12 protein-coding genes are annotated in these 14351 nt (G+C 59.6%); 7 read left to right on the forward strand and 5 right to left on the reverse strand.

Annotated features, from left to right (window positions below; genetic code table 11):
* Nucleotides 1-8: 8 nt before the first annotated feature.
* Both ACESMW_RS03595 and ACESMW_RS03600 read right to left on the reverse strand, forming a co-directional pair.
* Nucleotides 9-1217, reverse strand: a complete 1209-nt coding sequence (locus tag ACESMW_RS03595) for an acetyl-CoA C-acetyltransferase (RefSeq protein ID WP_372985709.1) — start codon at nt 1215-1217, stop codon at nt 9-11.
* A 148-nt stretch (nt 1218-1365) separates the two neighbouring features.
* On the reverse strand, nt 1366-3834 hold the full coding sequence (locus ACESMW_RS03600) for a DUF349 domain-containing protein (protein ID WP_372985710.1): 2469 nt from the start codon (nt 3832-3834) through the stop codon (nt 1366-1368).
* A gap of 192 nt (nt 3835-4026) precedes the next feature.
* Between ACESMW_RS03600 and ACESMW_RS03605 the strand changes: the two genes are divergently transcribed.
* A complete protein-coding gene (locus ACESMW_RS03605; protein WP_372985711.1) occupies nt 4027-4506 on the forward strand; it encodes a regulatory protein RecX in 480 nt (159 codons plus the stop codon).
* Between the two features lie 13 nt (nt 4507-4519).
* Here ACESMW_RS03605 and mltF read toward each other — a convergent pair whose 3' ends face one another.
* The gene (gene mltF, locus ACESMW_RS03610; protein WP_372985712.1) at nt 4520-6037 is read right to left on the reverse strand and encodes a membrane-bound lytic murein transglycosylase MltF; all 1518 of its coding nucleotides are present in this window, start codon (nt 6035-6037) and stop codon (nt 4520-4522) included.
* A gap of 279 nt (nt 6038-6316) precedes the next feature.
* Between mltF and purL the strand changes: the two genes are divergently transcribed.
* Nucleotides 6317-10222 carry a phosphoribosylformylglycinamidine synthase gene (gene purL, locus ACESMW_RS03615; RefSeq protein ID WP_372985713.1) on the forward strand — a complete coding sequence of 1302 codons (3906 nt, stop codon included), beginning with the start codon at nt 6317-6319 and terminating at the stop codon, nt 10220-10222.
* Between the two features lie 415 nt (nt 10223-10637).
* Nucleotides 10638-10949, forward strand: coding sequence for an NGG1p interacting factor NIF3 (locus tag ACESMW_RS03620; protein ID WP_372985714.1), 312 nt, complete (start codon nt 10638-10640; stop codon nt 10947-10949).
* On the opposite strand, the gene ACESMW_RS03625 is transcribed toward ACESMW_RS03620, so the two are convergent.
* Entirely contained in the window at nt 10950-11504 is a 555-nt protein-coding gene (locus ACESMW_RS03625) for an NUDIX hydrolase (RefSeq protein ID WP_372985715.1), read from the reverse strand.
* 97 nt (nt 11505-11601) lie between these two features.
* On the opposite strand from ACESMW_RS03625, the gene ACESMW_RS03630 reads away from it, so the two are divergent.
* The 4 genes from ACESMW_RS03630 to purT are packed head-to-tail and all read left to right on the forward strand — an operon-like array spanning nt 11602 to nt 14101.
* Nucleotides 11602-12189, forward strand: a complete 588-nt coding sequence (locus tag ACESMW_RS03630) for an NUDIX hydrolase (protein ID WP_372985716.1) — start codon at nt 11602-11604, stop codon at nt 12187-12189.
* 1 nt (nt 12190) lies between these two features.
* Nucleotides 12191-12724: a gamma carbonic anhydrase family protein gene (locus tag ACESMW_RS03635; protein WP_372985717.1), complete on the forward strand. Its 534-nt coding sequence runs from the start codon at nt 12191-12193 to the stop codon at nt 12722-12724.
* The gene (locus ACESMW_RS03640; protein WP_092003996.1) at nt 12721-12903 is read left to right on the forward strand and encodes a DUF1289 domain-containing protein; all 183 of its coding nucleotides are present in this window, start codon (nt 12721-12723) and stop codon (nt 12901-12903) included. Before ACESMW_RS03635 ends, ACESMW_RS03640 begins: the two co-directional genes overlap by 4 nt.
* Before the next feature lies 1 nt (nt 12904).
* Entirely contained in the window at nt 12905-14101 is a 1197-nt protein-coding gene (purT, locus tag ACESMW_RS03645) for a formate-dependent phosphoribosylglycinamide formyltransferase (RefSeq protein ID WP_372985718.1), read from the forward strand.
* A 3-nt stretch (nt 14102-14104) separates the two neighbouring features.
* Here the strand turns inward: purT and ACESMW_RS03650 are convergent.
* Nucleotides 14105-14351 (reverse strand): hypothetical protein (locus ACESMW_RS03650; protein WP_372985719.1); only part of this gene is annotated, 247 nt, incomplete at its 5' end.

The following is a 14351-nucleotide window of genomic DNA, read 5'->3' on the forward strand; positions in this document are numbered from 1 at the left end:
ACGTGGGTTCAAACGCGCTCGATGATGGTGGCAATGCCCATGCCGCCACCGACACAGAGGGTGGCGAGGCCATAGCGCAGCTCGCGGCGTTCCAGCTCATCCAGCAGGGTGCCGAGGATGATGGCGCCGGTTGCACCCAGCGGGTGGCCCATGGCGATGGCGCCCCCGTTCACGTTCACTTTCTCGTCCGGAACCGAGAGTTCTCTCTGGAAGCGCATCACCACCGAGGCGAAGGCTTCGTTCACTTCAAACAGGTCAATCTGGTCTGCGGTCATGCCGGCTTTTTCCAGCGCCTTGCGGGCCGCCGGGGCAGGGCCGGTCAGCATGATGGTCGGGTCGGTGCTGGTGACTGCGGTGGCGACCATGCGGGCCCGCGGCGTCAGGCTCAGGGCCTTGCCCTTGGCTTCGCTGCCGATGAGCATGGCGGTTGCGCCGTCCACGATGCCGGAAGAGTTGCCGGCGTGGTGGACGTGGTTGATCTTCTCCACGTAGTGGTATTTTTCACGGGCGACGCCGTCAAAGCCCATTTCGCCCATCATCTGGAAGGAGGGCCTGAGGCCGGCCAGGGATTCGAGGGTGGTGTTGCCGCGCACGTGTTCGTCGCGGTCCAGGATGACCACGCCGTTCTGGTCGGTGATGGGGATGATGGATTTGCTGAAGTAACCCTTTTCCCAGGCGTTGGCCGCTTTTTGCTGGGACCGGACGGCAAATCCGTCCACATCTTCCCGGCTGAAGCCTTCAATGGTGGCGATCAGGTCGGCACCGATGCCCTGGGGCATGAAGCCGGTATGCAGGTTGGTTTCCGGGTCAGTGGCCCAGGCGCCGCCGTCGGAACCCATGGGTACGCGGGACATGGCTTCCACACCGCCGGCGACCACCAGGTCCTCCCAGCCGGAGCGCACTTTCATGGCGGCCAGGTTCACGGCTTCCAGACCTGAGGCACAGAAGCGGTTGAGGGTGACGCCTGCTACTTTTTCGTCCCAGTCAGCCGCCAGTGCTGCGGTCTTGGCGATGTCGGCGCCCTGGTCCCCGACTGCAGTGACGCAACCCATGACGATGTCATCCACCTGGGTGGTGTCGAGGCTGTTGCGCTCCTGCAGGGACCGGAGCATTGAGGTCAGCAGGGTGATGGGTTTGACGCTGTGCAGCGAACCGTCTTTCTTGCCGCGGCCCCGGGGGGTGCGGACTGCGTCAAAGATATACGCCTCGGTGGTCATTACCTTTCCTCTGATGATTTTGTCGGATTATCGTTATCAGTCGACTAACCATAGCCCCTGCAGGGTAGGGTGGGTAATGACGCGGGCTGCCAATCCCATTGGCGAAATTGCTCAGGACACCCTGGGCCGGCAGCGCCGCGGGGGCTTTTTATTGGCCGGTAACACCGGAAAGGGCGTTGTTCAGCCGTTCCGAGAGCGCGGACTCCGGAGTGCTGTCGGAGGGCTGGAAACACCACTGCGCAACCAGTTTCTCGAGCTCTTCGAGGCGGTTACCGGTTTGCTCGGTGTTGCCCATGCCCTCAGACAGGCGCTGGACCTGGATTTCCATCCGGCGTTGCTGGTCTTCGCCCGGGGATTCCGCGCCTACCAGTATTTCCGCGCGGATCACCAGTTCCCGGTCGGATAGCCCGGCCTGGTTTGACGCCAGCCCTTGCCAATGACCGGGAAGATCGGACGGAGCCACACCACCGTTACCACGGGCTCTGACCAGCTCCTGCCATTGGGTGACCTTCTGCTGAAGAAGCTTGCTGTCCAGAGCCTGCTGGAACTGCAGTCGCGCTGTCTGAACCTGGTCCTTCACGTCCGGGGAGAGGCTGTTGCCTTTCACTTCCCGGAGTTTCGCCAGCGCATCCCGAAGGGCCTCGGCGGAGCTGTCAGAGGTGACGTCGGCCAGCTGCGCGAGAAGCTCGGTGGCTGCCCGGTCGGCGGTTTCGGTCGCCTGCTGGCGGGCATCGCGCTGGGCGTCCCGGCGGGCAAAGATCTGGTCACAGGCTTTGCGGAAGGCTTGCCAGAGCTTGCGGTCCTCGCGGTGACGGGTAATGCCGATGGCTTTCCACTCGGATTGGAGCGACTTCGCCTCGTTCATGGCTTCCTGCAGCGGCTCATGCCCGATCAGCGCCTCGGCCTTTTCAACGATGGCCTGTTTCAGGGCTTCATTCTTCCGGCGCTCCTCGTTAAGAGGCGATTCCAGGCGCTTCAGCAGGTCATCGAACCGCTTCTGCACTGGACGGTTGTCACGGAACTCCACCGGCCAGGCGGCCTTCCACTCCTGCCGGGCGGTCTGGTGGATACGCTCGGCACCTTTCCAGTCGATAGTGGTCCAGTCGGCATTCTCGAGGAAGGTCTCCAGCTCGGCGCAAATGGCCTGGCGCTTCTCCAGGTTGGCCTGCTTGAGTCCGGACTTTGCTTCGAAATAGGCTTTGCAGGGTTCGAAGGCGCGGTCGGAGGCGGTCTTGAAGCGGGTCCAGAGGGCCCGGTCGGAGGAGCCGCCCAGCTCCCGCCATTCGGTTTGTAGTTCCTTGATGCGTTCGGCCTTCGCCTCCGGCTCCATGGGCTGCTCGGCCAGGTACTCCATCTGCTCGCACAGGGCAATCTGCTTGGGTTCGGTGGCAAAACCCTGCCAGTCACTGAGTTCCCGGAACTGGCCGGTGAGCAACTGCATCCTGGCCTGGAAAGGCTTGGCGTGGCGCCGGTCCAGGTCACGGAACTGATTCTGTGCGGTCTTGAGAAGTTGCCGGGATTCCCTGAACTGCTTGGCTTCCAGAGCCGATTCCAGCTTGTCCAGGGTGGTTTTCAAGTTGTCGACACGGATCTTCTGCTCGGCCTGATCCTCGTTCTGCTCAGGTCTTTCCGTGCGCTTGCCGGCCAGTTTGTGCACCGGCTCAAGCAGCGCCGGCTTCGGAAATCCCTCGGGCCAGTCGATTTCCCGGATCAGGGTCCGGGCCTGGTCCTGCTGTTCCGGGGTGACCGTTTCTTCGGAATCCAGTACCGCCGAGAGCTCGCCGATGCGTTCACGCTCCTGGGTCAACCGGCGCAAGGCCGACAGGTAGTTTCTCAGGGCCAGCATCGCCGACTCGTAGGTCTTTTGTTCCTGCCGGGACACTTCGGTATCCCGGGTGGCTTCAAGCCAGCGGTTTTCCTGGGTTTTCTGGAGTGCGTCCAGGGAGGAGAGGGAGGGCAGGGAATCACCGGCCTCGGATTTGAGATCTTCCAGCGTGGCAGTGAGCAGTTCCAGGGTTTCCTTCCGCTGACGGAATTGGTTCTCGTGACGCTTCTCTTCCTCGCGGGCTGCCTCCATTTCCTGCAGGCGCTCACGGCAACGATGCGTGGCCTCGAGGAACTGCTGCACTTGTTCCGCAGTTGCCTGGCTTTCCAGTTCCTTCCACTGGTTGGTCAGTGCTTCCAGCCGCGCCTGAAAAAGCTTGGTGTCTTCGCTGCGGGCTTGCTCCTGCGCATTATTGATCAGTGTGGTGATGGTGCGGGCAACGTTTTCCTGGCGCTCCATGTCCTGGCGGTGGGCCTGCAGCGCCTGCTTGACGGTCTGGTAGACACCCTTGTCCCGGCCCTTGGCCTGCTTCTGGACCTTTTGCAGTTGGTCGGGGTCGGTCAGGCCCCTGGCGGCGGACAGGCGAATATCCGCAGTCACACCCTCCAGGGCGAGTTTTGCCAACTGCTCCTGTGAGGGGGAGCCCTTCAGTAATCCGAGCTGGCTCTCCCTCTGGTCGGCGCGCAAATCTTCCTGGGGTACCTGGGACTGTTCGGGCACTTCCTTACGGGGTTTTCTGGCATTCTCTGGTGACTTGCGGGATTTGAACAGTTTCTGGATGAATGCGGCCATGAAGGTGTCCTTTGGGATTGAAACCAGTCCTCGGTGTCCGGCAAAGTGTGCCGTCACCGGCCATCGGCCCTGTCGGGCCGGGTACACGCACAGCGCGACGCCTCTGTTCAGGTTTTCAAAGGCTCGCCGCGCTATGCTTTGAAAATCGGTCGCTAGTCTAGCGTTTTGGGTGCGTTCGCGGAAAGGGTCTGAATGGCAAAACAGGAAAATCAGGACGATCAGGGATACAAAACACGGGCGGCCGCCCTGAGATTGCTGGCTCGCCGTGAACACAGCCGTCTGGAGTTGTCCCTGAAACTCAGGCAGCGCCGCTTCGAGAATGGTCTGATCGAGGAGGTGCTGGACGAATATGAGGAACAGGGCTGGCTTGATGACCACCGGTTTGCGGATGTCTATTCCCGCCAGAGAATGGATCTCGGTTACGGCCCCCTCAGGATTCTTGGCGAGCTGCAGCAACGGGGCGTTCACCATACGCCGGAATGCCTCGATGCCATGACCGAGGAGGACTGGTGTGCGGTTGCCATCAAGCTACGGGAGCGGCGGTTCGGCCTGTCAGACCTGGAGGACGACTGGGATACCAAGGTGAGACAGGCCAGATTCCTTAATCGCCGCGGGTTCTCGGCCTCCCAGGTTGAAAGGGCCCTGGAGGCCCGGGAATTCCCGGAGGACTGACTCGCCACAAGCCTCAGAGAGTGGGTGGGATCAGCCCCAGTTCTTTGGGCAGGCTGGCCCTGAGCGCGGAGGTGGCCGGCTCTTTCGGGGTGCTGCCGGAATCTGCGGAACCTCTCTCGGGCTCGATTCCCACGATCTGTGGTTCTTCCGGTTTCGCGGGGGGCGCCGGCGTTATCACCCTGGCCAGCACGTCGTAGTAGCGGCGGATATTCTGCACATAGATCACCGGTTCCTGGCCGCGGGCAAAGCCGTATCGTGTCTTGGTGTAATACTCCTTCTGGGCCAGCAGCGGCAGGAATTCCTTGACGTCCATCCAGCGGTCCGGGTCCTTGCCGGCGCTCTCGGTCAGCCGTCGTGCATCTTCCAGGTGGCCAAAGCCGACATTGTATGAGGCCAGTGCAAACCAGGTCCGGTCCGGTTCGGGTATCCTCTCCGGTATCTTGTCGTGGACCATCTGGAAGTATTTGGCACCGCCGTGAATGCTTTCCTCCGCGTCCAGCCGGTTGTTGATGCCAACGTAGCTTGCGGTGTTGCGGGTCAGCATCATCAGGCCGCGGACACCGGTCGGTGAGACCGCGTTCGGCCGCCAGTGTGACTCCTGGTAGCCGATGGCTGCGAGCAGGCGCCAGTCCATACTGAAGTCCCTGGCATAGTTCCGGAACAGTTTTTCGTATTTCGGCAGCCGGTTTTCCACATGGTGCATGAAGGTCCGGGCACCCACGTAGTTCAGCCGGTCCAGGTGCCCGTAGAAGCGCTCGGACAACTGTGCCAGTACGCCGTCATTTTCCAGGCGCTGGAGAAACTCGCCGGCAGCCTGCGCTAGAGTCCCGTCCTGCTTCTTCGGAAACAGCCATACCAGTTCCCTGGGTTCGCCAAGGCCGAAAGCCTCGTTTACGTGCGGGTAGAAAACGTGGTTGAGCTCCAGCTCGTTGGAGGACACCACGGCGAACGGGAACTCGCCACTCTCGACTCGCGCCAGAACGCCCGGCGCATCCAGGCCCGGATGAACCTCCCAGGAAATGTCCGCATCTGCAGCCGAGGCTTCCAGCAGGTCTTCGTGATCGCTGTCGGCAACAAGATGGAGGGTTTGCCCGGCGAGGGCTTCCAGGGATTCCGGGTGCTCCATGTCCCGGTGATAAACCACCACGGACTGGGCCTGGATCCCGGTGGGAATGGCCTCGTACTTGTCCTCGAAGTCCGGCTGCAGAGACACGCCGGCCATGCCGATGTGGGCAAAGTTGCGCTCCAGCACCGACAGGATTTCCGTGTTGTCCTCGGCAACGCGGACCTTCAGTTCGACACCGATCTCGTCAGCGAACCGCTTCACGAGCTCGTAGTCATAGCCGGTTGCCCCTTCGCGCCCTTCGAAATACATGGACGGAGCAACCCGGGTAATAACGTGAAGAACACCTTCGTTCTGGACTTCCTGGACGGTACTCGGGCGCGAGCATCCCGTCAGAGCCAGGGAGGCTCCTAACAGAAACACAAAATGCGCCGGGAAGGCGCCGAGGTGATTGAAAAATCTGGACAAATCCCTGGTCTCCGTTGCAGCTGTATCAGCCAGATACGCTCATGAAACCCGAGCGTATTCCTTTGTCATGCTGTGCGTAGCGTCCATTGCCACGCTAACCATGATCCCCGCCTCGCCACGGATGGTCAATAAAGTTGCTCAATTAATGTGCAAAATAATGTCAATTTTACAGTCCGGAATAACCGCAGCGGCGCTGTAACCTCGGTGCGCTTTCAAGTATCATTGCGGCCTTTCAAATAGCACCGGACTTCCTCTTTTCGCGCGATACAGGTTGATATCATGCTTGAACTTCGCGGCGCACCCGCGCTTTCGCCTTTCCGCTCCCGCAAACTGCATGCCCGACTTCAGGAGATTGTTCCTGAAGTCAAACACGTCTATGCAGAGTTCATGCACTTCGTGGACCTGGAATTTGACCTCTCCGATTCCGAGCAGGCCATTCTCGACCGCCTTCTGGTCTATGGCCCCAGTGTTCCGGTCGAGGAGCCGGATGGTGTTCTGTTCCTGGTAGTACCGAGACCCGGCACCCTGTCTCCCTGGTCGAGCAAGGCGACAGACATCGCCCGCAACTGCGGACTGCGCCAAATCCATCGTATCGAACGGGGCGTCGCCTATTACATCCGGGCCACGAAGAAACTTGGCCTGGACCAGCGTGAAAAGATCGCTGCGTTGCTGCACGACCGGATGACCCAGAAGGTTTTCCATGAAATGGGCGGTGCTGAACTGCTGTTCAGCCACGAAGAGCCGCGTACTCTGGGCCGCGTACCGGTTCTGGCAGGTGGCCGTGATGCCCTGGTCAAAGCCAACCGGGATCTGGGGCTTGCGCTGGCGGATGACGAGATTGATTACCTGGTGAAATCTTTCACCGATCTACAGCGTGACCCGACCGACGTTGAGTTGATGATGTTCGCCCAGGCCAATTCCGAGCATTGTCGTCACAAGATCTTCAATGCGTCCTGGGATATCGATGGCGAAGGTCAGGAAAAGTCGCTGTTTGCGATGATCCGTAACACTTATGAGATGAACAGCGAGGGTGTGCTGTCCGCCTACAAGGACAACGCATCCGTTATCCGTGGCAGCCGTGGCGGCCGTTTCTTCCCGGATCCCGAGACCGGTGTCTACGGTTACAACGAGGAAGACATCCACATCCTGATGAAGGTAGAAACCCATAACCACCCGACGGCCATCGCGCCGGCGGCGGGTTCTGCCACCGGCTCCGGCGGCGAGATCCGTGACGAGGGCGCCACCGGTCGTGGCTCCAAGCCGAAGGCAGGTCTGACCGGGTTCACCGTGTCCAACCTGAACCTGCCGGACGACCCCCAGCCCTGGGAGATTGGCTACGGCAAGCCGGACCGGATCGCCTCGGCGCTGGATATCATGATCGAGGGTCCGATTGGCGGTGCCTCGTTCAACAACGAGTTCGGCCGCCCGAACCTGGCCGGCTATTTCCGCACCTTCGAGGAGAAGGTGCCGGGTCCGGCCGGTGAGGAAGTGCGCGGTTACCACAAGCCGATCATGATTGCCGGCGGTCTCGGCAATATTCGTGAGCAGCATGTGGAGAAAGGCAATATTCCGGTTGGCGCCAAGCTGATCGTGCTGGGTGGCCCGTCGATGCTGATCGGCCTGGGCGGTGGTGCTGCCTCGTCCATGGATTCCGGCTCCAGTAACGAGAACCTGGATTTCGCCTCGGTACAGCGGGACAACCCGGAAATGGAGCGCCGCTGCCAGGAGGTGATTGATCGCTGCTGGCAGATGGGTGACAAAAACCCAATCTGCTTCATCCACGATGTCGGCGCCGGCGGTCTCTCCAACGCCATGCCTGAGCTGGTCAAGGACGGTGGCCGTGGCGGCAAATTCGAGCTCCGTGACATTCCCAGTGATGAGCCGGGCATGTCCCCGCTGGAGATCTGGTGCAACGAGTCCCAGGAACGTTACGTGATGGCGGTTGCGCCGGAAAACCTGGATCTGTTCGACGCACTGTGTCGTCGCGAGCGTTGCCCTTACGCCGTCATTGGCGAGGCCACCGAAGAGCATCACCTGGAACTTGGCGATTCGTATTTTGACGACAAGCCTGTGGACCTGCCGATGGAAGTCTTGTTCGGCAAGCCGCCCCGTATGCACCGGAGCGTCAGCCGCTCCTCGTTCACCAAGCCGATTTTCGATTCCACCAAAATCGATGTGAACGATGCCATCCGCCGGGTGCTCCGCCTGCCGTCTGTAGGCTCCAAGAGCTTCCTGATCACCATTGGTGACCGGACCATTACCGGCCTGGTGGCCCGCGATCAGATGGTTGGTCCCTGGCAGGTGCCGGTGAGCGATGTTGCGGTAACCGCGAGTTCCTTCGACGTACGCACCGGCGAAGCCATGGCCATGGGCGAACGCACTCCGGTTGCAGTCATTGATGCGCCTGCATCCGGCCGTATGGCGGTGGGCGAGGTGATCACCAACCTGGCCGCGGCGCCGATTGCCAATCTGTCCGATATTCGCTTGTCCGCGAACTGGATGGCCGCAGCAGGCCACCCGGGTGAGGACGAAAACCTGTATGAAACCGTGCGTGCGGTGGGCATGGAGCTGTGCCCGGCGCTGGGTATCACCATCCCGGTTGGCAAGGACTCCATGTCCATGAAGACCACCTGGGAAGAGGAGAGCGGTGAGCAGAAGAGTGTGACCGCACCGCTTTCCCTGATCATCAGCGGTTTCGCACCGGTGACCGACGTTGCCCGTACCCTGACGCCTGAGCTGGCCACCGATGCCGGCGAAACCGACCTGATCCTGGTGGATCTCGCCGCCGGCCAGAACCGCCTTGGCGGCTCCGCCCTGGCGCAGGTGTATCGCCATGTGGGAGCGGTGGCGCCGGATCTGGATGACCCGGAAGACATCAAGGCGTTCTTCGCAGTCATTCAGGGCCTGAACGCGGATGGCAAGCTGCTCGCCTATCACGACCGTTCCGATGGCGGCCTGTTCGTCACCCTGGCGGAAATGTGTTTTGCCGGCCGTACCGGTGTGGATATCAAGCTGGATGGCCTGGCGGAAGATACCTCCCAGTTCGCCCGAGAGCTGTTCAACGAGGAACTGGGTGCGGTCATCCAGGTTCGCCGTGAAGACACAGGGTTTGTACTCCAGCAGTTCTCCGGTGCCGGGCTTGGCGATCACACCAGTGTGATCGGCACCCTGAATAATGACGATCGCCTGCGCCTGAGCTTCGAGGGCGATAAGGTGGTGGACGAGCCGCGGGTTGAGCTCCAGCGCCTGTGGGCGGAGACCAGCTACCGGATCCAGTCCCTCAGGGATAACGCCGACTGCGCGCAGGAGGAATTCGATAACCTGCTGGATGCGGAAGACCCGGGTCTGCACGTTGATCTGAACTTTGACATCAACGAAGACGTTGCTGCGCCTTATATCAATACCGGTGCACGCCCGAAAGTCGCGGTCATGCGCGAGCAAGGCGTGAACGGCCAGGTGGAGATGGCGGCTGCCTTCGACCGTGCCGGTTTTGAGGCGGTTGATGTGCACATGAGTGACCTGCTCGCCGGGCGCGTGACCCTGGACCGATTCAACAGCCTGGTCGCTTGTGGTGGTTTTTCCTATGGTGATGTCCTGGGGGCCGGCGAGGGTTGGGCCAAGTCCATCCTGTTCAGCGATCGGGTCCGGGATCAGTTCGCCCATTTCTTCAACCGCCAGGATACGCTCGCGCTGGGCGTCTGTAACGGCTGCCAGATGCTGTCCAATCTTCACGAGCTGATTCCGGGCAGTGAGGGCTGGCCGCGCTTCGTGCGTAACCAGTCCGAACAGTTCGAGGCCCGGTTGGTGATGGTTGAGGTTGCCTCCTCACCCTCCGCGTTCCTGGACGGTATGGCCGGTTCCCGGATGCCGATCGCCGTCGCCCATGGTGAGGGCCGGGTCGAGTTCGCCTCCGGTGCGTCTGCCGCGGCATTGTCCGAGAACGAACTGGTGGCCTTGCGCTACGTCGATAACCGGGGCCAGGTAACCACCCGTTATCCATACAACCCGAATGGCTCCGAGGAAGGTATCACCGGCGTTACCACCCGCGATGGACGCGTCACCATCATGATGCCGCACCCGGAGCGGGTCTTCCGTGCCGTTCAGCATTCCTGGCGTCCGGAAGGCTGGCAGGAAGATGGTCCCTGGCTGCGGATGTTCCGTAATGCAAGGCGCTGGTTCGGGTAAACGATACTGAACCGGAAGCCGGTGTTGGAGATGCTCCCTGGGAGTACTTTCCGGCGCCGGCTTTTTTGTTTTGGCCTATGCTCCTTTTCAGAGCGGTTATCAAGGAAAAAATGTCCCGGATTTTGCAAAAATCCCCTTGACTCAATAATTTTATGCACACTCCTGGTGCTTCGTTGTGTGATCTGTGCACAAAACCCGGGAAATTGGTTCAATAATTGGCCGGATATTATAACCTACTGAAATATAACGAATTTATTGGTTGGGCCATTTTGTCGCCAATTTGAGTGGAGTCCAGTAATCATGGGGGTTCGGGGCATGTTCCCAAAAACTTTCCCCAGAGTTATCCACAGATTCTGTGGGTAAGTTTCTAAGCTATTAATCTGTACAAAAAATATCCGATCTTGCAGGAGGTTTCATGTACAAGATGTGTTATTTCGTTCCGGAATCTCACCTTGAGCAAACCAAGCAGGCATTATTCACTGCCGGGGCAGGACGAATCGGCGACTACGACAGTTGTGCCTGGCAGTGCCGGGGGCAGGGTCAGTTCCGCCCCCTGGAAGGGAGTGATCCCTATCTTGGCTCGCAGGGGGAAGTAGAGGTGGTGGATGAGTTCAAGGTGGAGCTGGTATGCGAGGACAGTCTGATTCATGACGCGCTGAAGGCGCTCAAGCAGGCTCATCCCTATGAGGAGCCTGCCTATGAGATCTTCCGAATCGAGGATTTCTGATCAGGCCTTGCTTTTGGCCGACATCGGGCGCCGGATGTCCTTGAGGTGAACCTGGTAGTTTTCTGTCTTCATGTCTTCGAGGAACAGTTCCAGGGTTTTACGGACGGTCGGGAAAGAGATTTCATCCCAGGGGATGTCCTCTACCTCAAACAATTTCGACTCCAGGGATTCCTCCCCGGCGCCAAACCGTCCCTCGATAAGGGTGGCCCGGTAAAACATGTGCACCTGGTTGATGTGGGGCACATCAATGATGGAGAACAGGCCATGGATATCCACTTCGGCCAGCGCCTCTTCACGGGTTTCTCGCGCTGCGGCCTCAATGGTGGTTTCGGCGTTCTCCATGAATCCGGCGGGAAGGGTCCAGTACCCGTACCTCGGTTCGATGGCGCGTTTGCACAGCAGAATTCTGCCTTCCCACACCGGAACCGTGCCGGCGATAATCCGCGGGTTCTGGTAATGTATGGTCTCGCAGCTGACACAGACATAGCGGTGCCGGTTATCGCCTTCGGGGATGCGTTGTTCCACCGGATGGCCGCATGTGCTGCAGTACTTCATGATTTTCCCCGTATACTGAATTGGTTTTGGTAGTCAGTTTAACGATACCGACTGCTGCTGTCTCACCTAACAGAAAGAAGTTCCCGGGAGACCAGATTTGCGAGATTTCCTCACCGAGCGACTGGCTGGTTATGCTCCACAGCAGCTCGCCCTTGATTATCCCGAAGCCGGGATCCTGGTGCCGATTACCGATGATCCCCGCAACCCGGAAATGGTATTTACGCTCCGTTCCGCCAACCTGAGCACCCATCGGGGGCAGGTGGCCTATCCGGGTGGCAAGCGGGATCCCGGAGATCCGTCCCTCGCGGCGACGGCGCTGCGGGAAACCCACGAGGAAATCGGTCTGCCGCCGGACCAGGTGGAGGTGATCGCCCCGCTGAGCCAGGTCATGTCCCGCTATGGCATCCTGGTGACTCCCTACGTTGGGGTGGTGCCCGCTGATCACTCTCTCGAACCCAACCCGGCGGAAATAGAATGTGTATTTCGGGTTCCCCTGTCGTTTTTCCTGGAAGACCGCCGGGAACGCACCGATGCACTCAGTTTTCTCAACAATACTTTCTATGTTCCCTGCTATCGCTGGGAGCGTTTCCAGATTTGGGGGCTTTCCGCCGTGGTTCTGGTTGACTTCCTGAACGCGGTGTACGATGCCCGGATTGATTTGCTGGAACCCCCTGAAGGAGGCTGACATGTTTTACGAGCTTGGAGATCGCAGGCCGAAGCTGGAAGGCGACAGCCAGTTTGTTGCCCACAATGCGACCGTGATCGGCAACGTCAAGCTGATGGAAAAGAGCAGTGTCTGGTACAACGTGGTTATCCGCGGTGACAACGAACTGATCACCATCGGCCCGGAAACCAATGTTCAGGATGGCTCGGTGCTTCATACCGATCCCGGGATTCCTCTGACCCTCGGGCGTGGGGTGACGGTTGGCCACAAGGTGATGCTTCACGGATGCGAGATCGGCGACTATTCTCTGATCGGAATCAACGCCGTTGTGCTGAACGGTGCCAAAATCGGCAAGCATTGCCTGATCGGTGCCAATACCCTGATTCCGGAGGGTATGGAGATCCCGGACGGCTCCATGGTGGTCGGCTCTCCCGGCAAGATCAAACGTGAGCTGAACGACAACCAGAAGAAAATGCTGGAGATGAGCGCCGCCCATTACGTCGAGAATGGTGCCCGCTACATTCAACAACTGACAGCCTGCGACCCCGATAAATGAATGTATCCGATAAAGTCCGCTCACCCTGCGTGAGCGTGTGTGCCCTGGACGAGAACGATGTCTGTATCGGATGTCATCGTACCGGAGATGAAATCCTGCGCTGGACCCAGATGAGTAATGACGAACGAAGGGAAGTCCTGCGCGAGGTGGCAAAGAGAGAACAAAAGGTGGCCCTCTGACATGACAGATAACAACTCGGTACGTATCGGTACCCCTTTAAAGAGTAATGCCTTCAAGGTGCTGTTCTGCGGCTCCGGTGAACTTGGCAAGGAAGTGGTCATCGAGTTGCAGCGCTATGGCGTGGAAGTGATTGCGGTTGATCGCTATGCCAACGCGCCGGCGATGCAGGTTGCTCATCGTTCCCATGTGATCGATATGCTTGATGCTGCGGCGCTGCGTTCGGTAATCGAGCAGGAGAAGCCGGACCTCATTGTTCCGGAAATCGAGGCGATCGCCACTCCGGAGCTGGTGAAGCTGGAGGAAGAGGGTTACCGGGTTATCCCGACAGCCCGGGCCGTGAACCTGACCATGAACCGGGAAGGAATCCGTCGGCTGGCGGCAGAAGAGCTCGGCCTGTCCACGTCTCCCTACCGTTTTGCCGGTAACAAGGAAGAGTACCTGGCGGCTGTAGGGGAGGTTGGTTTGCCCCTGGTGGTCAAGCCGGTGATGAGCTCCTCCGGTAAAGGGCAGAGTACGGTCAAGGCCGAGGGTGATATCGAGGCAGCCTGGGAGTACGCGCAAAGCGGGGGACGCGCCGGCAAGGGGCGGGTGATTGTTGAGGGTTTTGTGGACTTCGACTATGAGATCACCCTGCTGACCGTACGTCATCGGGATGGGGTCTCCTTCTGCGAGCCGATTGGCCATCGCCAGGAGGACGGCGACTACCGGGAGTCCTGGCAACCCCAGCCAATGTCGGCCAGGGCGCTGGAGCGTTCCCGTGAGATCGCCGCCGCGGTGGTTGAAGATCTCGGAGGTTACGGCATATATGGTGTCGAGCTGTTTGTTAAGGGAGACGACGTCTGGTTCTCCGAAGTGTCACCGCGTCCGCACGATACCGGTCTGGTAACGCTGGTTTGCCAGGACTTGTCGGAGTTCGCGCTTCACGCTCGAGCGATTCTTGGTCTGCCGATTCCTGCCATCCGCCAGAATGGCCCGAGCGCGTCGGCGGTCATTCTCCCGGAAGGTGATTCCGGGGAGGTGGCATATACTGATTTGCAATCTGCTTTGACTGAGCCGGATACCCAGTTGCGCCTGTTCGGTAAGCCCGAGCTTAAAGGAAGGCGTCGGATGGGGGTGGCATTGGCCCGGGGAGAGTCGATAGAAGAGGCAAGGGCGAAGGCTCGTAATGCTGCCGCTGCTGTAAAGGTAGAGGTCTGATTTTCACACGGGAGAATTGCGTTCCTCCGGGTATTGGCTGAGTGGTGCGCTTTTAGTATAGTTTTTGAACGAACTGATCGGCGTTTGACCGGTCGAATAGGTGGAAACCGAAGCCCGGGAAAATAAACCGAAATTGGTCGTTGACAGTTTCCCTGAGGGCTGTAGAATGCGCACCACTTCTGAGGGACAAGCCACTGACGCAGCGGCGGCCCGAAGGAGTAACTGCTTGAAAGCTTTGAAGAAAATGGTT

This window comes from Marinobacter sp. (assembly GCF_041690455.1).
GTDB lineage: Bacteria > Pseudomonadota > Gammaproteobacteria > Pseudomonadales > Oleiphilaceae > Marinobacter.